This is a genomic window from Bordetella tumbae, assembly GCF_054780995.1.
The window spans coordinates 377,883-396,567 of sequence record NZ_BAAGVG010000015.1 but is presented as its reverse complement, the minus strand read 5'-3'; the positions used below and the strand labels follow the sequence as shown (position 1 = coordinate 396,567).

The window sequence follows — 18,685 nt, the reverse complement described above, 5'->3', positions numbered from 1 at the left end:
GCTCGAGTCAGCCCACATTACCAAATATGGTTTTCTTGAAATTCCCGATCTGTACCGAACCAAAGGCGCCCGATAAGAAGTGACCCACCGCACCAATCTCAGTCACGGCCTGCACGCCGGTCTGCGTGGTCGTCAACAACCCCGTCGTTGATGTCACAACATCGCCCTGGGTTTTTTTCAGCACAGTGCCCTTGGTGTCTTCGGAATAAGCCTTTTGATTGACAGTGGTCGCGCCATCCCGGATAAGGTCTGTCGTCTTTTTGACATGTACGCGCAATGAGCCAGCAGTAATCGAGTACAAGCCAGTCACATCGACGGTGTAGTCGCCTCCCACTGTGTGGTCGTGATTATTCACCACCTCATTATTCATGTCCTTCTGCGCCCGTTGGTGCACCAACTCACACCCCAGCGTGTCATCAAAAATCATCTTGTTGCACATTGTCGGGTCGCCATACACCGACTGGCTGCGGAAACCACTCTGATTTGCCCCGCCCGGCAACTCCACTGGCGGCATGTTGTTGGCGTTATAAACACGCCCCAACACGATCGGCCGATCCGGGCAGCCGCCGATAAAATCGACAACCACTTCGTCATTGATCCGCGGCAGCTGCAACCCGCCAAATCCGCCACCGGCCCACGGGCTCGATACCCGCACCCAGCACGAGCTGCTTTCGTTTTTCTGCCCGTAGCGGTCCCAGTGGAATTGGATTTTGATCCGGCCGTATTTGTCGGTCCAGAGTTCCTTGCCCGCCGGTCCGACCACACGCGCCGTCTGCGGGCCGTGGGTGCGAGGAATCGGCGTCGTGCGAGGCGCGCGATATTGCACGTTCGACGGCAGAGCCGAGAATGACTCCTCGTAAAACTCCTCAGTACCGCTCCCACTGGAATAGCCGCCCACGCTCATCCGGTAGTTCACCATCACCACCAGATACTCGCGGTTTTCTGCTTTGCGCGGATGATTTCGCAGGGTAAACAAATGCCCCGGCGCCAGGCCCCGGGCGTTGCTCAGCCCCAAGTTTTGTTCCTGAATACTTTGCAATTCCTCCAGGCGAATACGAGCGTATTGCTCGCCGTGCTGGGCCTCTTGGAAACCGCCCTGCCATTCGAACATTTCGAGGTTGCCCGGCTCTGAGCCGCCTTTGCGCTTGGACATGGCATCCAGGCTCGCCCCCGGTTTCGTAAAGTCGTAGTCCACCGTGGCATAGCCGTCAGGTGTCACCTGCGCCGAGACTTCCCACATCGAGATGCACTCTTCCTGCGGCGTCGCTACCCGGTCGGGCCCATAGTAGGGAATCGTCTCGTAACCGGGCGCCGGACTATGCGAGGCAATATCGTCGGTCATGACCAGTGTGTGCTGGTCTTTATCGTGCTTGAAGTAGTAGTAAATCCCTTCGTGCTCCATCAGGCGGCTGATGAAGGCAAAATCCGTTTCCTGATATTGGACGCAGTATTCCCACGAGCGATAGCTGCCCGTGAGTTTCATCTCGAACGGATACCCGTATTCCCCGAGCACCTCTTTGATAATGTCGGGAATGTTTTTCTGCTGGAATATCTTGTTATCCGAGGTCTGCGTCAGATACCAGAGCCATGGCTTGACCGTGGCTTTATATATGTAATTGCGCGAGACGCTGTTTTCGCGGCCCACCATGACGCAACGCACCACTTGCCCGCCGAGGTAACGTTTCGCGGATGAGGTGGCTAATTCGAGGGTCAACGGCTTGCCCAGCAGTTGTTTCAAATCCAGGTTGAAATTGTCAGCCAGCAGCTCGACTTCGAATTCGAACAGTTGCGACAAGCCCTCATATCCTGCCATTTGCCGGAATGTCAGGCCGTCTACTGCCGTATGGGCAATGATGGGGCGAGACTGAAGGACGCTAGGAATATCCACAAACTTTCTCCAGAGACTATCTCCGACCCGTTGCCGCGACCACACGACTGACCATCCAGGATGTTCATCCCAATGTCATGTAAACCACGCACAATGGCCCGTTATAGACTAATCAAAGCAAACTACTGGAAGAAAAATAGGGACTCAATGCGGTTTTCCCTAATAGATGCAACGAATCTATAACTGTCTGAAACGCCAGAAGAATCTGCCCAATAGAGCGCGTCGGCCAGCGGCTACCTCTTGTTACCACAAAGCCTGAACGCGTTCCTGTTACAGTGACGGCCGTCACCATTTTTGAGGCGCTGCCTGGCGCCACCTGCCGTGCCCGTCCTTCCCCCTGCTTCGCCCCCCTTTGTTGTGCTGGACGCCTGCGTGCTGATGTCCGGCATCATGCGCCGCCTGATGTTGAGCCTGGCTGCTCACGGGGTTTACCAGCCCGTATGGAGCGAACGTATCGGTGAGGAATGGCGCCGAAATGCCGCCCGGCTATGGGCGATCCCTCTGGATGTGTTGGAAATGCAATGGGCGGAGATGAATGACCGCTTTCCGCAAGCGACAGAACACGATCTGGAGATCTACGAAGCCGGGTTACGTTACAGCGATCCCAAGGATTTTCATGTCATTGCAGCGGGACTGGCGCGGCGAGCGCGTTGCGGGCTGCAACAACCGCCCCAGGTACTGGTGACCACCTGGAATCTGAAGGACTTTCGCCGTTCTGAGCTGCGACGCCAGGGGCTGGACGTATTTAACCCGGATAAATTGTTGTCGCAGTGGTGGCAAGACAATGCGGACCAGTTGCGAGAGTCGATTCGGGCGATACCGGCGGACTATATTGCGCTGGGCCGGGATCCGGAACCGCTGGACGCGACACTGCATCGCGAGCGGCTATATCGCCTGAAGGCGCTGGTCGCTCGCGACGGTCTATGAAACTGAGACGCCCGCCAGGGCGTTCAATGGTCGTGATTGCTCGCCGCAAATCCTGCAGCGTTCAATATATCGATCACTTCCTGAATATGCTCAGGACCGCGAGTCTGTAATACGAAATCGACTTCGACGTTCCGTACCGGTAGCGCGGTAAAGGCGCGTTGGTGATGCACCTCGGTAATGTTGGCCTGGGCATCTGCGATCAGTTTGGTGGCGTGCGCCAAGGCGCCGGGCAAGTCGCGCAAATCCACCCGGATACGCGCCAGGCGGCCCGCGCGCACCATGCCGCGTTCGATCAACTCACCCAGCATCAACGGATCGATGTTGCCGCCGGTCAGCACCAGCGCAACGCGTTTGCCGCGAAAACGTTGCCCGCCTTCGGCTTGATCGCGCAGCAGTGCGGCCAAGCCGGCTGCTCCCGCGCCCTCGACAACGGTTTTCTCGATTTCCAGGAGCACGACGATAGCGTGCTCGATATCGCTCTCGCTGACCAGTTCGATACGATCGACGGTGCGGCGAACGATTTCTTGGGTGATGACGCCAGGGGATTTCACTGCGATGCCTTCGGCGATCGTGTAATGCCCAGGCGTCATCGATGCCCCCTTCACGGCAGCGTACATGGACGGAAAGCGCTCGGTTTGTACGCCGACGACTTCGATACCGGGTTTGATCGCTTTCGCAGCGGTCGCAATGCCGCTGATCAAGCCACCGCCACCGATGGCGATGACCATGGCGTCCAGGTCCGGCTGGTCCTCCAGCATTTCCAGCGCCAGGGTGCCCTGCCCCGCGATGACGGCCTCGTCGTCGTAGGGATGGATCATGATCAGGCCACGCTCACGCACGAGTTCGTAGCCATGCGCCTGCGCATCGTCAAAGGTATCGCCATGCAGGACGACTTCCGCGCCGAAACGCCGCGTATTGGCGACTTTGACCGTAGGCGTGAATCGCGGCATGACGATCACGGCAGGCACACCCATGCGCTGCGCGTGATAGGCCACGCCCTGCGCGTGGTTTCCGGCGGACACAGCAATGACGCCCTTGCTGCGCTCCTGCGGCGTCAGCGCCAGCATTCGATTTAACGCACCGCGCTCTTTGAACGAGGCGGTGAACTGCAGGTTTTCGAATTTCAGCCAGATCTCGGCGCCCAGGATATCGGAGAGCGTCCGCGAGTGCGTAAACGGCGTTTTATGCACTTGCCCTTGTAGACGGGCTCGGGCGGCTTGTATGGCGGCGAGATCGATCACGGTCGAATCCAATCAGAATTCCTGAGTGTAAATCCTCAGCGCACGGGCAGGAAATTAAAGAACAATAGTCCCTGCGCATAATTGATCCCGATGCGCCGGTCGTTCTCGCCCAACAGGTTGGCAATCAAATCCAGTCGGCCAATAATGGCGCCGAATTCGCGCTCGAAACTGAGGTTGGTGACGGTGGGCGATATTTCGTTGGCCAATAACAAAGGCTCACCCGCCAGATTGCGGCGAGATGCCAGCAACCAGGCAGCAGCCTCGACGTTGCGCGCGGCGTTGTAGACCCGTTGCCCATGCAGCACATCGGACACGTAAATACGCGTTTTGTCGTTGTGGGCAGCGATCAGTGTATCTGCCAGGCCATAAATAAAGGCAGCGACCCGGTCGCGGGTATAAGCAGGATCTAGCGAGACAGCCAGGATCTGAATATCGCGTAACCCACTCAGGTCGGCAGGCGGTGTGCGGGTTTCGATCATTTTTCGCACTCGGGCCACGGCTGCCTCTTGTGTGGAGACACCGGCTTTGCGCCATTCGCGGGGATTGCGGCGATACAGCTTGTCCAACAGGCTGTACAGGCTGTCCAGGTTGTCGCGAATTTCCAGGGTGACGGTCCGGTTGAAATCAGTTTGTGCAAACTGATCCATGGACATCGTTTCGCTTTCCGGTCCAACCGCCTCGGGCTGACCTAGCGAACAGCCGGCCAGCCACAACAGGCTGCCGCTCGCACACATCCAGGCTACCCACCGTGGGCACCTCATGCCCGTATGATTCCTGTGCTGACCAATGAGTGCTCCGTCGTGTCGTGGCAGGCACCCCATGTTCCTGCATCCTCGCGTCCAGGAATTTACCGTAAACAAAACAAAAACGGCACCTCGCGGTGCCGTTTTTGCTCAAGAAACGCAAAGCTTATTCAGCTTGCGGCGCCGATTGAGGGGCGGCTTCAGCACCGGGTTGCTGCTGTTGCTCGATCCCGCCGATGGCTTTGATGGACAGACGCAGACGGCCCTTGTCATCAGCCTCGATGACCTTGACGCGGACCTGTTGGCCGACCTTGAGCACATCGTTGATGTTGGCGATGCGGTAGTTGGCGATTTCCGAGATGTGCAGCAAGCCATCACGGCCCGGCAGCACTTGCACGATGGCGCCGAAATCCAGCAGGCGCAGGACGGAACCGTCGTAGACCTGGCCGACTTCGACATCCGCGGTCAGCTCGACGATACGGCGTTGGGCTTCTTTAGCCTGAGCCTCGTCCACGCTGGAGATCACGATCGTGCCGTCATCGGAGATGTCGATCTGGGTGCCGGTTTCTTCGGTGAGGGAGCGAATGGTAGCGCCGCCCTTGCCGATCACGTCACGGATCTTTTCCGGATTGATCTTGATGGTCAGCATGCGCGGCGCAAAGGCCGACAGCTCACCACGCGAACCCTCGAGGGCCTCGGTCATCTTGCCCAGGATGTGCAGGCGGCCTTCGCGGGCCTGGGCCAGCGCAACCTGCATGATTTCCTTGGTGATGCCCTGGATCTTGATGTCCATCTGCAGCGCGGTAATACCGTTTTGCGTACCGGCCACCTTGAAATCCATGTCGCCCAGGTGATCTTCGTCACCCAGGATGTCGGTCAGGACAGCGAATTTGCCATCGTCCAGGATCAAGCCCATGGCCACACCGGCCACGTGATCCTTGAGCGGCACGCCGGCGTCCATCATAGCCAACGAGCCACCGCACACCGACGCCATCGACGAGGAGCCGTTGGACTCGGTGATTTCCGACACCAGACGGATGGTGTACTGGAAATCCTCATGGGGAGGCAGCAGCGACACCAAGGCGCGCTTGGCCAGACGGCCGTGGCCGATTTCGCGGCGCTTGGGCACACCGATACGGCCAGTTTCGCCGGTCGCAAACGGAGGCATGTTGTAGTGCAGCATGAAACGGTCACGGTATTCGCCCATGAGCGCGTCGATGATCTGCTCGTCTTGCTTGGTGCCCAGCGTAGCGATCACCAGAGCCTGTGTTTCACCGCGGGTGAACAAGGCGCTGCCGTGTGCACGCGGCAACACGCCCAGGCGCACGCTGATGGGGCGCACGGTGCGGGTGTCGCGGCCATCGATGCGGGGCTCGCCGTTCAGGATCTGACCGCGAACGATGCGGGCCTCGAGGTCGAACAGAATGTTGTCGACTTCGACCGCGTCAGGAGCGTCTTGGCCAGCAGCGGCGGCCTGCTCGGCCAGCTTGGCATGCACGTCGGCGTAGGCTTCACGCAATTTCGTCGTGCGGGCCTGCTTTTCGCGAATCTGATACGCCGCCGCCAAGCTGTCTTGGGCAGCCGTGGAGGCTGCGGCAATCAGGCTTTCGTTTTTGGGAGCAGCTTGCCATTCCCAGTCGGGCTTGCCAGCCTCGCGCACCAGCTCGTGGATGGCGTTGATGGCAGCCTGCATTTGCTCGTGGCCATACACCACGCCGCCGAGCATGACTTCTTCGGACAGTTGCTGAGCCTCGGACTCGACCATCAGCACGGCATTTTCGGTACCGGCGACCACCAGGTCCATCTTGGACGACTTCAGTTGCGACGCGGTGGGGTTCAACACGTATTGGTCATCGATGTAGGCCACGCGAGCGGCGCCGATCGGACCATTGAACGGAATGCCCGAGATCGCCAAAGCAGCGGAGGCGCCGATCATGGCCGGGATATCGGGATCGATGTCGGGATTGACCGACAGGGTATGCAGTACCACTTGGACTTCGTTGTAGAAGCCTTCGGGGAACAACGGACGCAACGGACGATCGATCAGGCGCGAGGTCAGGGTTTCCTTTTCGGAGGGTTTGCCTTCGCGCTTGAAGAAACCGCCGGGGATACGGCCCGCGGCGTAGGTTTTTTCGATGTAGTCGACCGTCAGCGGAAAGAACGTCTGACCGGGTTTTGCCTTTTTGGCAGCCACGACGGTGGCCAATACAACCGTATCGTCCACGGACACCAGCACAGCGCCGGAGGCCTGACGGGCGATCTCGCCGGTTTCCAGCACGACCGTATGCTGGCCGTATTGGAACGATTTAGTCACTTTATTGAACATGACGAGAATTCCTTACAAATGAAAAACCGTGGCCGCTGCGACGAACGCCGCACCGACCACGGTTGTGTCATGGGGAGCCTGCCCCGTCGATCACTTGCGCAGACCGAGTTTTTCGATCAGTGCGCGGTACGAATCGGGATTGCGACCCTTGAGGTAGTCGAGCAGTTTGCGACGACGGCTGACCATGCGCAGCAGACCGCGGCGCGAATGGTGGTCCTTCATGTGTTCTTTGAAGTGACCGGTCAACTCGTTGATACGAGCGGTCAGCAGGGCTACTTGGACTTCGGGGGAACCGGTATCGCCTTGGGCGCGTTGAAACTGAGCGACGATGTCGGCTTTTTTGATGTCAGCTACGGACATGGAATGACCTCTTCGGACTGGCGGCAGGGCCGAGGTGCCCTACCGTGGTTTTAAAAAACGGCAAACAGTTGCGCAGGCGCTGGCATGCGCGAAATACGACTTTTTGTACAACTTTTTGACGTGCGTTCAATATTAATTTGCCCGGCCATACACAATAGCCGGGCAAATCAAGGATGGAATTATAGCCGATTCGCTAGAATTACCCTACTAGGCCGGAATACCCGTTGTCTGGCCGCCTTTTTCGGGCGCTGGCCCCATGGCCGCCGCCCGCCGGAGAATCGCCATGCCCCGTCATATTTACCGCTTGGCAAGCCGCGCCGTGGCGCTGACCGCCGTGCTGGGCGCCCTGTCGGCCTGCGCCAATCTTGCCCAGGTACCGCCCGGCGCCCCGATGGCAGAGGTCACCAGCCAGTTTGGCCGGCCCAATTTTGAATGCAACCGGGCCGACGGCACGCATCGCGTCATCTGGACCACCCAACCGTCCGGCCAGTACGCCTGGGGCACGGATCTCACGGCCGACGGACGCACCGAGCAGATCGTTCCGATCCTGACCGATCCCTATTTCAAGCAGCATTTGGCGCAAGGTATGACGGCGGAGCAAGTCCAGTGCGAGTTCGGTCCGCCGGCCGATATCTCGGGTGTGGGTCTGCCTAGCGTGCGCGAAACTGTCTGGGCGTACCGCTACAAGCAGTCGGGCGTCTGGAATTCGCTGATGTATGTGTATATGGGGCGTGACGGCAACCACGTGACCCGCTATCACCCCGGCCCTGATCCGTTGTACGACGAGGATAGGCGCTGGCGCTGAGACGGCCCCAGACACTACCCGGGCCTAAAAAAGAAAGCGCGCATGCCAGATGACCTGGCGATGCGCGCTTTTCGAGTCAAAACGGCCAGACTCAGTCCGAGTGCGAGCGGCGCTCTTGTTGAAAACGCCGGGCGCGATTCCAGCGCCAGAACATCACCACCCAGCCCGACAGGCCATAGAGTACAAACAAGCCGAACAGGACAACCGGGGGGTCGCTGGACACGAAGACGAATACGGCGACCACCAGCAAAATGCCCCAGAACGGCACGCTGCGGCCCAAGGCAAAGCTCTTGCCGCTGAAGAACGAGGCATTCGACACCATGCTGACGCCCGCATACATGGTCAGGGCGAACGCCACCCAGCTCAGCACGCTGTCGTGCAGGGGCAGCTTGTTATCGATCGCCAGCCAGACAAAACCCGCCACCAGCGCAGCAGCAGCCGGGCTGGGCAACCCCTGGAAATAGCGTTTATCGACGACCCCGATATTGGTATTGAAACGGGCCAGGCGCAGCGCCGCCCCCGCCACATACACGAATGCGGCCAGCCATCCCCAACGGCCCAGATCATGCAGCGCCCACTCGTACATCACCAGTGCCGGCGCAACGCCGAACGAGGTCATGTCCGACAGAGAGTCGTATTGCTCGCCGAACGCCGATTGGGTATTGGTCAGCCGCGCCACCCGGCCGTCCATCCCATCCAGCACCATGGCGACGAAAATCGCGATCGCGGCAGTCTCAAAACGATCGTTCATCGCCTGCACCACGGCATAAAAGCCGGCAAACAGTGCCGCAGTGGTAAAGGCGTTGGGCAGCAAATAGATGCTGCGGTGACGATTTTCGGAATCTCGCATTGAAAAATTGGGCATATTTACAAAAAATGGCGGCGAACAGCTGAAAGGTTAACCCATTCGTAAGGAAAAAAGGCCCCTAACGCTGTACAAGCGGCTGGTTGGCTCACCGCAATTGGCGTGCCAGCAGGATTGCCGTGACACGCAACGATCCACCTAGGCTGCGCTGCGCCGGGACTTATTTCCAACGCCTGCGTCTTTCCCCGGGGTCCGCCTGGCGGCAAAAAAGCCCCCCACGCTGCGCCTTCGGCTTGCTGCCCCCCCAAGGGGGCGCTTTTTGCCTCGGGGCGGCCCGGCGACAAAAAAAGGCATCCTTGGGAAAGGATGCCTTTCTTGCCCTACCCCTTCGCGGGGGAAAGCGTGACTAATGCGATCTTAGTTCTTGGACTTGTCGACCAGCTTGTTTGCAGCGATCCAAGGCATCATGGCGCGCAGTTTGCCGCCGACTTGTTCGATCTGCGATTCCGCGTTGATGCGGCGGCGCGAGGTCAGGGTCGGAGCGCCAGCGGCGTTTTCCAGGATGAATTTCTTGGCGTACTCGCCGGTCTGGATGTCGGTCAGGCATTGACGCATGGCTTGGCGCGTTTGCTCGGTGACAACCTTGGGACCGGTCTCGTATTCGCCGAATTCGGCGTTGTTCGAGATCGAGTAGTTCATGTTGGCGATGCCGCCTTCGTAGATCAGGTCAACGATCAGCTTCAACTCGTGCAAGCACTCGAAGTAAGCCATTTCCGGAGCGTAGCCTGCCTCGACCAGCGTGTCGAAACCCGCCTTGATCAGCTCGACCGTACCGCCGCACAACACGGCCTGTTCGCCGAACAGGTCGGTCTCGGTTTCTTCGCGGAAGTTGGTTTCGATGATGCCGGCACGGCCACCGCCGTTGGCGCTGGCGTACGACAGGGCCACGTCACGGGCAGAGCCGGACTTGTCTTGGTACACGGCCACCAGGTGGGGCACGCCGCCGCCTTGAGCGTAGGTCGAACGCACGGTGTGGCCGGGGGCCTTCGGGGCGATCATGATGACGTCGATGTCGTCACGGGGCACGACTTGGCCGTAGTGCACGTTGAAACCGTGAGCGAATGCCAGAGCGGCACCAGCCTTGATGTTGGCGTGGACTTCGTTGCGGTAGACCGCAGCGATGTTTTCGTCAGGCAACAACATCATGACCACGTCGGCGGCCTTGACGGCTTCGGCGACTTCTTTGACTTCCAGGCCGGCGTTAGCGGCTTTTTTCCACGAAGCGCCATCCTTGCGCAGACCGACCACGACCTTCACACCCGAGTCATGCAGGTTCAGGGCGTGGGCATGGCCTTGCGAGCCGTAGCCGATGATGGCAACGGTTTTGCCTTTAACGAGGGAGAGGTCGCAGTCTTTGTCGTAGAAAACTTTCATGTTGTGTACTCCGGATTATTTTGAATTCAGTTAATGCAGTAGGGGTGTAGGCAAAAATGCCTGTTAGATCTTCAGGATCCGTTCGCCGCGCCCGATGCCGGACACGCCGGTGCGCACGGTTTCCAGGATGGCGCTGCGATCCAGGGCGTCAATGAATGCCTGCACCTTGTCCTGCGTGCCGGTCAGTTCAATGGTGTACGTCTTGTCGGTCACATCGATGATGCTGCCACGGAAAATATCGGCCATGCGCTTCATTTCCTCGCGCTCCTTGCCGACAGCCCGCACTTTGATCAACATCAGCTCGCGCTCGATGTGCGGCCCTTCGGTCAGATCAACGACCTTGACCACGTCGACCAGACGGTTCAAGTGTTTGGTGATCTGCTCGATGACCTCGTCCGAGCCGACCGTCACCACTGTCAGGCGCGACAAGGTCGCGTCTTCAGTGGGCGCCACGGTCAGCGTTTCGATGTTGTAGCCACGCGCGGAGAACAGGCCCACCACGCGCGACAGCGCGCCGGGTTCGTTTTCCATCAGCACGGAAATCACGTGTTTCATGATCGCCTCCTTACAGGTCTTCGGAACCGAGCAGCATCTCGGTCAGCCCGCGGCCGGCTTTCACCATCGGCCACACGTTTTCGGTGCGATCCGTAATGAAATCCAGGAAGACCAGGCGATCCTTGTGCTTCTTGAATGCTTCGCGCAGCGCAGGCTCGACATCCGCCGGACGTTCGATACGCAATCCCACGTGCCCATATGCCTCGGCCACTTTGACAAAATCAGGCAGAGAATCCATGTACGACTCGGAATAGCGCGAGCCGTAATCGATCTGCTGCCACTGCCGGACCATGCCGAGGAAACGGTTGTTCAGGCAGATGATTTTGGGCGTCAGGTGGTATTGCTGGCAGGTGGACAGCTCCTGGATGTTCATCTGAATCGATGCCTCACCCGTGATCACGGCGATTTCCGATCCCGGATTCGCCATCTGTACCCCCATGGCGTACGGCAAGCCCACGCCCATGGTGCCCAGGCCACCGGAATTGATCCAGCGACGCGGTTTGTCGAACTTGTAGTACTGTGCCGCCCACATCTGGTGCTGGCCCACATCGGAGGTCACGAAAGCGTCGCCGCCGGTGACTTCCCAGAGCTTTTCCACCACGAATTGCGGCTTGATGACTTCGTCGGAATTGGCGTATTTCAGGCATTCCTTGCCTCGCCATGTCTCGATCTGCTGCCACCATTTTTCCAGGGAAGCCGGCTTGGTCTCGGCGCGCGCAGCGTTGTATTGCGCGATGAGCTCGACCAGCACGTCTTTCACGTTGCCCACGATCGGCACATCGACCCGCACCCGCTTGGAAATCGACGAAGGATCGATATCGATGTGGATGATTTTGCGCGCATTTTGCGCAAAATGGCGAGGGTTGCCGATCACGCGGTCGTCAAAGCGTGCGCCCACGGCCAACAGCACATCGCAGTGCTGCATCGCCATATTGGCCTCGTAGGTGCCATGCATGCCCGGCATGCCCACAAACTGACGGTCGGTCGCCGGCATGGCGCCCAAGCCCATCAGCGTGTTGGTGCAAGGCGCGCCCAACAAATCCGCCACGCGGCGCAGCTCATCCGAAGCATCGGACAGAATCACGCCACCGCCCGAGTAGATCATGGGGCGTTCGGCAGCCAGCAGCATCTGCACGGCTTTTTTGATCTGTCCTTGATGCCCCTTGTTGACAGGCGCATACGAGCGCATGCTGATTTCGCCCTTGGCAGGGACGTATTTACACGGCTGCAGGCTGACGTCTTTGGGGACATCCACCAACACGGGGCCGGGCCGGCCGGTGCGGGCGATGTAAAAGGCTTTGCGCAGGGTATCGGCCAGATCCTTGACGTCGCGCACCAGGAAGTTGTGCTTGACGCAAGGACGCGTGATCCCCACGGTATCGCATTCCTGGAAGGCATCCTCGCCTATGGCCGCCGTGGGGACCTGTCCGCTGATGATGACCATCGGGATCGAGTCCATATAGGCGGTGGCGATGCCCGTGACGGCATTCGTCACGCCGGGGCCGCTAGTCACGATACATACGCCGACCTTTTGCGACGCGCGCGAATAGGCATCGGCGGCATGCACGGCAGCTTGCTCGTGGCGCACCAGGATATGCTGAAATTTGTCTTGCTTGAAAATTGCGTCGTAGATGTACAGCACAGCGCCGCCGGGATAGCCGAAAACGTGCTCGACGCCTTCTTCGGCCAGGCAGCGCACGAGTATATCGGCGCCTATGGTTTCCATGATATTCATTTCCTGTTTCAGGACCGGCCCTGTTTTCCTGACTGTTGCACGCCCTGATACGGCAGCAACCGAACAAATACCAACGCCGACAACATGATCTGGCGCTTTGAGATTCACGGAACCTCGCCACCCAAACACCTTGCCAACCTGGCACGCATTCGTCGGGAACGCAGTGCAAACGCCCCAAGGGGACGCTGGAGGTCGAAATGGAAGCTTTGGCAACACACGCTTGTGACGCGGCCAACAGCAGGTAATTACTGGGGCGTAGCGCCTGGAATGTAGTCTGGGCGGCACGCTTGCCTGAGCGCCAGCATCGGATAGGCAGACTGGCGCAAGAAAGCGAATTTACCGCGTTGCGGCATTACGAGCAAATCGGCGATTAGCATATTCCCCACACTCATCCGCCCCCATAAAAACGAAAGCCCCTCCGGGGCCGACGCGATTCTCCAACCGTGAGTTTGCGGCGGCCCGGCAGGGGTGGCAGGCGGGACTGTTGGAGGCCGCCCAGTCCGTGGCTCCTCGGCGGGGGCAGTCCGGGGGCCATGTTTGAGTGCCGCGCAGCGGCGCGAGTTTGGCCCCCGGCCCGCCGAGGAGTCACGGACGCAGGCCGAGTCCCCGTTCAGGGGACGAGTCAGCCGACCAGTCCCGCCTGCCACCCCTGCCGGGCCACCGCAAACGGCTTAAGAACCCCGCTGTACCGCCATACCGGATTCCCAGACGCACCTACGGCCCCCCAAGCCCCGCACTTGTTTCTATACTTGTGGAATCGCACCTTCAGAGCGCCCAGTTCATGGACTTTCGCATTGCCAGTATTCCTCGCTTTCTTTACAGCCACTACTTTTTTGGCGGGGTACGGCAAGGGGTAGGCATGTTGTTGCCGGTGTTGGTGCTGGGCGGCATCTTTGGCGAATATGCCTATGGCCTGGTGGCGACGTTTGGCGCGCAGTGCCTGGCCATCATCGATCAGCCCGGCGGCCCCCAACGGCACCGCACCAATGAAATGCTAGGCGGGGCGTTCTTGGCTACGATGGCGGTCGCGATCACAGGTGCGGTCTCGACCTATCCCGTGCTGCTGTGGCTGGCGATCATCGGCCAATGCTTTATTTTTTCGATGTTTTCAGTCTTTGGCAAACGCGGCGGCCTGATTGGATTCGGCGGGCTGCTGATCATGACGCTGACCATGCATTCGCCGATGACGCCGAGCCAAGTGCTGCCCCATGCGTTGGCGACCTTGGGCGGCGCGCTGTTCTACCTGGCCTTCAGCTTGGCATTCAGCCGCGTGTTCTGGCTACGCGAAGAGCGTCAGGCCATGTCCGTAGCGCTATTTGCCACGGCGGACTATATGGCTGCGCGCAGCCGTTTTTACGATGAAACGACCGATCTGGACGACATCTACCGCGAGTTGATCCAATCCCAATCCGTGATGACGGAAAAACACCAGTCGGCGCGCGATATCGTGCTGCGCACACTGCCGCGAGGACGCGGCTACGGCGACAGCGAGCGCGTCATGCTGTGGAACATGTTTGTCAACATGCTCCAGCTGCTCGATACGCTCGTCGCCTCGCACACGGACTATGCGTCGTTACGCCGAGTACTGGCCGGCCATGATTGCCTGCTATTCATGCGTGACGCGCTGGTCAAAATGTCGCTGGAATTGAACCGCATCGCGCTGGATGTTTCGCGCGGACGCGCCGTGCAGTATCGCAGCAGCCCCAAGGCGGAATTGCGCGCCATCGAATACGAAATCGAACAGTTCAAACAGCAGGGCATGAGCGAACGCGAACCCGAAACGCTAGCCCTCATCGTGCAAGTACTACGACGGCTGCGCAACGCCTCGCGCATCGTGAACAAACTGGCTGACCATACCGACGCGCGCATGGATGCGCAGCCTACCGACGAGCTGCGCATCGACAAATCCCTGACGCAGTTCATGTCGCGCCAGGAGCTGCGCATAGGGATGATTACTAGCAACCTGCGGCTGGATTCCCCCTATTTTCGCTATGCGGTGCGCGTCACGCTGGCCGCCGCGCTGGCGATGGGATTAATCGGCCAATGGATGACGCCGCAAGTGTCCTCGGCACATAGCTACTGGGTGCTGCTGACGATCGTCATCATCATGAAACCCGGCTTCGCATTGACCCGTCAACGCAACGGCTGGCGTCTGATGGGGACATTGATCGGCTGCTTGCTGGCGTTGCTGCTGTTTCGCTTCACGGCTCACCCCACCATCCTGTTTGGCGTACTGCTCATCGCCTGCATCATGGGCAACAGCTTGCTGCAATTGAACTACATGGCCAGCGCGATTTTCAATACGCTGTTCGTGGTGATGGTATTTCACTTCGTCGCCCCGGGCACCGTATCCATGGAGGTCATTGGCGAACGGGCGCTCGATACCGCAATGGGCTGCGCCATTGCGCTCATATGCAGCTATGTGCTGCCATGGTGGGAAGCACGCTACATGAAGCCACTGGCACGCGCGGCCACCAACGCCAATCGCGAATATTTGCGTACGGGCATGAGTTACGTCAGAGCCATGCATGCGGCGAATGCAGGCGCTCCGCCATCAGAGGAGGTGCCATCTCCCGCCCAGGCCGATATCGCTTGGCGCCTCGCGCGCAAAAACGTGCACATTGCCTTCAGCAATTATGCCGAGGCGTTCTATCGCATGATGAGCGAGCCGCGCTCTCACCAGGTGAACGTGCCAGAATTCAACAACCTGCTCATTCAAAACCACATCATGGCCTCGCAAATCACGGCCGCCATTCCCCTGCTCGCGGGTTTGAAAGAAACACCTGAACCGATGCGCAAAGCACTCAAGGGCATGGTGGATTTGCTCGACGACAGCAGCCCGGCATCGACAGACTTACCCAACCAATTCGACACCACAGGTGAGCTGGCGGCGCTGGCATATCCGATCAAGCAAATGCTGCGCGCGTCGACGCAAATCCGTCAGGAAATGGCAGCAGTCGCCGATCCGCCACAAAGCCGCCCTGCGGCCGTGGCGGCGCCGTCCTGATTGCGCGCGGCCTGGGTGGCACCGACAAGGGGTTAGGTCACGCCGCACGCTGCCGCTTGCGGGCCTGCTCCGGCCAGAAATACCAAATCGCGGCCGCGACCTGCAAAGCCAACACAATCCCCCACGCGGCCAAATGAGCCACCGGCGGATACGCGCCACCCTGCCCCGGCCATAAATCGACCACCCAGCCGATGCCGACCTGGCACAAAAAGATCATCAGGAACATCAACAAATTGGTAGTCGATGCGACACGGCCCAACAGCTCGGGTGGGAACTCTCCCGCCAGGAAGGCGTAAACCAGGATGTTGGCCGAGCCGAACGCGCCATAGCCAGCCCACAAAATTTCCAGAGGGACAGGCGCGCGCAGCATGATCAACGCCTGAGTCAGCACGAACAACACCATGCATACCCCGCCAAACCCATACAACCCCAATCCCAAGCGCTCCATGCGGCGAGCCATGACGCCCAGCCCCACATTTCCGGCCATCATGGCAAAGCCCAACAGCGACACCAAGCCTGCCGCATGCGCGCCGTCCAGACCGTTGACATCGGTGAGATAGGGTCGCACCCACAACGACTGCACACCGTAAAACGCGCCGCCCGTCATCACCGGCAAGGACACCAGACGCCAATATCGCGCGTCACACAACAAGGCCCACGTGCCACGCAACTGTGACGACAAACTGGGTGCCCGGCGATGATGTGCGCTTTCGCGAGGCGCGCCAAACCAGATCAATCCCGCCACCGCCACGGTGAAGCCTGCCAACCCGATACTGATCACCTGCCACGAGCTGCTGTGCAATGCCCAGGAAAGCGGTGATCCGACAAGTACGCCGCCCAAGCCGCCGACTGCCATCACCAAGCCATTGATCATGGGCAGACGCGCCAATGGAAAGGTTTGCGCCAAAGCCTGAAAAGCAGCGCCTAGACACACACAAACCCCGGCGCCGATCAACAAGCGGCCGACCATGAGGCCCGTCAACGTTTCCGACAAGCCATAAACCAAGGTGCCCGCGGCCGCGACGAGCAACATCAGTGCGTTAACCCGCCGCGGTCCCCACGTGTCGAGGAACACGCCTGCGGGAATTTGCATCAACGAAAACCCCAGGAAATACAGGCTCGTCAACGTCCCCAGGTCGCCGGCAGACAGATGAAGTTCCTGCGCCAGAATGGGCCCGAAACCGATATTGACGCCACGGAACAGGTACGAAACCAGGTACCCCAGCGAGAAAAACAGAAAGACGCGCAATCCAGCGGACATAGTTGAGCGACGTATTAAACCTTGCGTCGAAACACCAGCTTGTCTGCGCTGGAGGCAGCGGCATCATAGGCATAGCCCTCGACATCGAACTTCTGCAGGCCTTCGGGTTTGGAGACCTTGTGCTCAATGGCGTACCGCGCCATCAACCCGCGCGCACGCTTGGCGTGAAAACTGATGACCTTCCAGGCGCCGTTTTTCCAATCCTGAAAAACACACTGCACCACACGTGCCTTGAGGACTTTCAGGTCGACCGACTTGAAATATTCCTCGGACGCCAGATTCACAATGATCGGGGTTTTCTGGGTGGCGAGGCGTTCGTTCAGATAATCCGCAATGGTGGAGCCCCAGTATTCGTACAGGTTCTTGCCCTTGGGCGTGACCAAACGCGTACCCATTTCCAGGCGGTACGGCTGCATCAAATCCAGCGGACGCAGCACACCGTACAGCCCGCTGAGGATGGCCACATGCTCTTGAGCCCATTCCAGCCGGGCCGCCGACAGGCTTTCCGCCTGCAGGCCTTCGTAGACATCGCCATTAAAGGCCAGCACGGCCTGACGGGAATTATGCTGCGTGAACTTGGTCGTCCACGCTCCATACCGACTCACATTCAATTCAGCCAGCGCGGGGCTCAAACTCATCAGATCGGAAACCTCCGAGGCCGACAGTTTCTTCAAGACCTTGATCAACCCCGCGGCCTGATTCACAAACAAAGGCTGCGTGTGCTGCTCGATGTGAACCGGCGTGTCGTAATCCAATTTTTTGGCGGGAGAAAGCAAAAACAGCATGTGCCAGAATCCTTGATCGGTTAGAAATAGTTAGCGCGCGGTCCAGCCGCCATCGACCGAAACGGTCGTACCCGTGATCTGCGCCGCAGCGTCGGACGCCAGAAATACGGCCGTCCCGCCGAGCTGCTCGGGCGTGACGAACTGCAGCGATGGCTGCTTTTCACTCAGCAGGTCGCGAGCGGCTGCATCCTGATCTACATGGTGTTGTTCCGCCAAGGCCGTGATCTGTTTTTCCACCAATGGCGTACGCACCCACCCGGGGCAAATCGCGTTAGCCGTCACGCCGCTGCCAGCGGTTTCCAGCGCGGTCACTTTGGTCAATCCCACCACGCCGTGTTTGGCAGCCACATAAGCCGATTTATTCGCCGAGCCCACCAAGCCGTGTGCCGAGGCAATATTGATGATGCGCCCCCAGCCTTGTTTTTTCATATGCGGCAAAGCCGCGGCGCTGCCATGGAAAACGGCCGACAGGTTCAGCGCCAGAATGGCGTCCCATTTTTCAACGGGAAAGTCCTCGATGAGTGCGGTGTGCTGGATGCCGGCGTTGTTCACCAGGATATCGATGCGTCCCAACGATTGCACGGTATTGGCCACGAGTTGACGCACGGCTTCGCCCTTGGACAGATCCGCGCCGTCATACAGGACGTTCACGCCATGCTGGCTTGCGAGGTCAGCCCGTAATTTTTCAATCTCCGCCGCATCGCCAAAACCGTTGAGGACAATATCCGCGCCCTGCTGCGCGAAAGCCGTGGCAATGCCCAAACCGATACCGCTGGTGGAGCCGGTAACAATCGCAACTTTTCCTTTGAGCAT

General features: G+C 59.3%; 15 protein-coding genes. 3 read left to right on the top strand and 12 right to left on the bottom strand.

The genetic code is table 11. The features are described from left to right. Positions 1–7: 7 nt before the first annotated feature. The gene (locus tag ACYVI2_RS14225; protein WP_415821398.1) at positions 8–1,888 is read right to left on the bottom strand and encodes a type VI secretion system Vgr family protein; all 1,881 of its coding nucleotides are present in this window, start codon (positions 1,886–1,888) and stop codon (positions 8–10) included. Between the two features lie 378 nt (positions 1,889–2,266). On the opposite strand from ACYVI2_RS14225, the gene ACYVI2_RS14220 reads away from it, so the two are divergent. Continuing rightward, positions 2,267–2,815 carry a PIN domain-containing protein gene (locus tag ACYVI2_RS14220; RefSeq protein ID WP_415821408.1) on the top strand — a complete coding sequence of 183 codons (549 nt, stop codon included), beginning with the start codon at positions 2,267–2,269 and terminating at the stop codon, positions 2,813–2,815. Between the two features lie 23 nt (positions 2,816–2,838). On the opposite strand, the gene ACYVI2_RS14215 is transcribed toward ACYVI2_RS14220, so the two are convergent. The 4 genes from ACYVI2_RS14215 to rpsO all read right to left on the bottom strand — a co-directional run bounded on the left by ACYVI2_RS14215 (position 2,839) and on the right by rpsO (position 7,485). Further along, complete coding sequence (locus tag ACYVI2_RS14215) at positions 2,839–4,056, bottom strand: threonine ammonia-lyase (protein WP_415821409.1); 1,218 nt, start codon at positions 4,054–4,056, stop codon at positions 2,839–2,841. Positions 4,057–4,091: 35 nt separating this feature from the next. Continuing rightward, positions 4,092–4,817 (bottom strand): hypothetical protein, encoded by a 726-nt coding sequence (locus ACYVI2_RS14210; protein ID WP_415821400.1) that lies wholly within the window; start codon positions 4,815–4,817, stop codon positions 4,092–4,094. A 148-nt stretch (positions 4,818–4,965) separates the two neighbouring features. Next, positions 4,966–7,125: a polyribonucleotide nucleotidyltransferase gene (gene pnp, locus ACYVI2_RS14205; RefSeq protein WP_415821401.1), complete on the bottom strand. Its 2,160-nt coding sequence runs from the start codon at positions 7,123–7,125 to the stop codon at positions 4,966–4,968. 90 nt (positions 7,126–7,215) lie between these two features. Further along, complete coding sequence (rpsO, locus tag ACYVI2_RS14200) at positions 7,216–7,485, bottom strand: 30S ribosomal protein S15 (protein ID WP_012248532.1); 270 nt, start codon at positions 7,483–7,485, stop codon at positions 7,216–7,218. 283 nt (positions 7,486–7,768) lie between these two features. On the opposite strand from rpsO, the gene ACYVI2_RS14195 reads away from it, so the two are divergent. Then, complete coding sequence (locus tag ACYVI2_RS14195) at positions 7,769–8,290, top strand: hypothetical protein (protein WP_415821402.1); 522 nt, start codon at positions 7,769–7,771, stop codon at positions 8,288–8,290. 91 nt (positions 8,291–8,381) lie between these two features. On the opposite strand, the gene pssA is transcribed toward ACYVI2_RS14195, so the two are convergent. The 4 genes from pssA to ACYVI2_RS14175 form a co-directional block, all read right to left on the bottom strand. Continuing rightward, a complete protein-coding gene (gene pssA, locus ACYVI2_RS14190; protein WP_415821403.1) occupies positions 8,382–9,155 on the bottom strand; it encodes a CDP-diacylglycerol--serine O-phosphatidyltransferase in 774 nt (257 codons plus the stop codon). A gap of 357 nt (positions 9,156–9,512) precedes the next feature. Beyond that, positions 9,513–10,529, bottom strand: a complete 1,017-nt coding sequence (gene ilvC, locus ACYVI2_RS14185; RefSeq protein ID WP_415821404.1) for a ketol-acid reductoisomerase — start codon at positions 10,527–10,529, stop codon at positions 9,513–9,515. Positions 10,530–10,592: 63 nt separating this feature from the next. Further along, a complete protein-coding gene (gene ilvN, locus ACYVI2_RS14180) occupies positions 10,593–11,084 on the bottom strand; it encodes an acetolactate synthase small subunit (RefSeq protein WP_415821405.1) in 492 nt (163 codons plus the stop codon). Positions 11,085–11,094: 10 nt separating this feature from the next. After that, positions 11,095–12,810 (bottom strand): acetolactate synthase 3 catalytic subunit, encoded by a 1,716-nt coding sequence (locus ACYVI2_RS14175; protein ID WP_415821406.1) that lies wholly within the window; start codon positions 12,808–12,810, stop codon positions 11,095–11,097. 790 nt (positions 12,811–13,600) lie between these two features. Here ACYVI2_RS14175 and ACYVI2_RS14170 point away from each other — a divergent pair. Beyond that, on the top strand, positions 13,601–15,826 hold the full coding sequence (locus tag ACYVI2_RS14170) for an FUSC family protein (protein WP_415821908.1): 2,226 nt from the start codon (positions 13,601–13,603) through the stop codon (positions 15,824–15,826). A gap of 37 nt (positions 15,827–15,863) precedes the next feature. Here the strand turns inward: ACYVI2_RS14170 and ACYVI2_RS14165 are convergent, their stop codons facing one another. Genes ACYVI2_RS14165 through ACYVI2_RS14155 form a run of 3 tightly spaced genes read right to left on the bottom strand, consistent with a single transcriptional unit; the run spans position 15,864 to position 18,685 of the window. Next, a complete protein-coding gene (locus ACYVI2_RS14165; RefSeq protein ID WP_415821909.1) occupies positions 15,864–17,087 on the bottom strand; it encodes an MFS transporter in 1,224 nt (407 codons plus the stop codon). 14 nt (positions 17,088–17,101) lie between these two features. Beyond that, positions 17,102–17,872, bottom strand: coding sequence for a peroxide stress protein YaaA (gene yaaA / locus ACYVI2_RS14160; RefSeq protein WP_415821910.1), 771 nt, complete (start codon positions 17,870–17,872; stop codon positions 17,102–17,104). Positions 17,873–17,902: 30 nt separating this feature from the next. Continuing rightward, a complete protein-coding gene (locus ACYVI2_RS14155; RefSeq protein ID WP_415821911.1) occupies positions 17,903–18,685 on the bottom strand; it encodes a 3-hydroxybutyrate dehydrogenase in 783 nt (260 codons plus the stop codon).

What these genes read in the sequence shown, in the direction of transcription:
- pssA (WP_415821403.1), bottom strand. Translation starts at nt 9,155, where the DNA reads ATGCCCAATTTTTCAATGCGAGATTCCGAAAATCGTCACCGCAGCATC.
- ACYVI2_RS14210 (WP_415821400.1), bottom strand. Translation starts at nt 4,817, where the DNA reads ATGAGGTGCCCACGGTGGGTAGCCTGGATGTGTGCGAGCGGCAGCCTG.
- ACYVI2_RS14195 (WP_415821402.1), top strand. Translation starts at nt 7,769, where the DNA reads ATGCCCCGTCATATTTACCGCTTGGCAAGCCGCGCCGTGGCGCTGACC.
- ACYVI2_RS14155 (WP_415821911.1), bottom strand. Translation starts at nt 18,685, where the DNA reads ATGCTCAAAGGAAAAGTTGCGATTGTTACCGGCTCCACCAGCGGTATC.
- ilvC (WP_415821404.1), bottom strand. Translation starts at nt 10,529, where the DNA reads ATGAAAGTTTTCTACGACAAAGACTGCGACCTCTCCCTCGTTAAAGGC.
- ACYVI2_RS14175 (WP_415821406.1), bottom strand. Translation starts at nt 12,810, where the DNA reads ATGGAAACCATAGGCGCCGATATACTCGTGCGCTGCCTGGCCGAAGAA.
- ACYVI2_RS14220 (WP_415821408.1), top strand. Translation starts at nt 2,267, where the DNA reads ATGTCCGGCATCATGCGCCGCCTGATGTTGAGCCTGGCTGCTCACGGG.
- ACYVI2_RS14165 (WP_415821909.1), bottom strand. Translation starts at nt 17,087, where the DNA reads ATGTCCGCTGGATTGCGCGTCTTTCTGTTTTTCTCGCTGGGGTACCTG.
- ilvN (WP_415821405.1), bottom strand. Translation starts at nt 11,084, where the DNA reads ATGAAACACGTGATTTCCGTGCTGATGGAAAACGAACCCGGCGCGCTG.
- ACYVI2_RS14170 (WP_415821908.1), top strand. Translation starts at nt 13,601, where the DNA reads ATGGACTTTCGCATTGCCAGTATTCCTCGCTTTCTTTACAGCCACTAC.
- yaaA (WP_415821910.1), bottom strand. Translation starts at nt 17,872, where the DNA reads ATGCTGTTTTTGCTTTCTCCCGCCAAAAAATTGGATTACGACACGCCG.
- rpsO (WP_012248532.1), bottom strand. Translation starts at nt 7,485, where the DNA reads ATGTCCGTAGCTGACATCAAAAAAGCCGACATCGTCGCTCAGTTTCAA.
- pnp (WP_415821401.1), bottom strand. Translation starts at nt 7,125, where the DNA reads ATGTTCAATAAAGTGACTAAATCGTTCCAATACGGCCAGCATACGGTC.